Source organism: Pseudomonas sp. SIMBA_067 (assembly GCF_046534675.1).
Classification (GTDB): Bacteria; Pseudomonadota; Gammaproteobacteria; order Pseudomonadales; family Pseudomonadaceae; genus Aquipseudomonas; species Aquipseudomonas putida.
The window spans coordinates 1-494 of sequence record NZ_JAWRYH010000044.1 but is presented as its reverse complement, the minus strand read 5'-3'; the positions used below and the strand labels follow the sequence as shown (position 1 = coordinate 494).

General features: G+C 69.0%; 1 pseudogene. It reads left to right on the top strand.

Annotated features, from left to right (window positions below):
• A pseudogene (locus SB765_RS27975) lies at nt 1-494 on the top strand (hypothetical protein); the annotation flags it as partial.

Below are 494 nucleotides of genomic sequence, written 5' to 3'. Positions count from 1 at the left end.
GCTGGTGCGCGGTGGTAAGGCAGCGCAGCCGGACGGCCACACGCTGGCGCGGCTGTGGGGGGCGCTGCCGCCGGATATCCGGTTAAGCCCGCATCTTTACCTGGCGACCAACAGCGCACAGGGGCCGTGGTGGATACTGGGGTGGTCAGAGCGGGTACCGGGTGCTGAGGACGTACTGCCAGCGCCGCTGCCGCCGTACCGGGTGCTTACCGGGCTGGCAGACCGTTTCGGGCGGACGCTGACGTACCGGCGTGAGGCCGCAGGCGACCTGGCCGGGGAAATCACCGGCGTGACGGACGGTGCCGGGCGGGAGTTCCGTCTGGTGCTGACCACGCAGGCGCAGCGTTCGGAAGAGGCCCGCACCTCTTCGCTATCTTCTTCTGACAGTTCCCGCCCTCTCTCAGCCTCAGCGTTCCCCGACACACTGCCCGGTACCGAATACGGCCCCGACAGGGGTATCCGCCTTTCGGCGGTGTGGCTGATGCACGACCCGG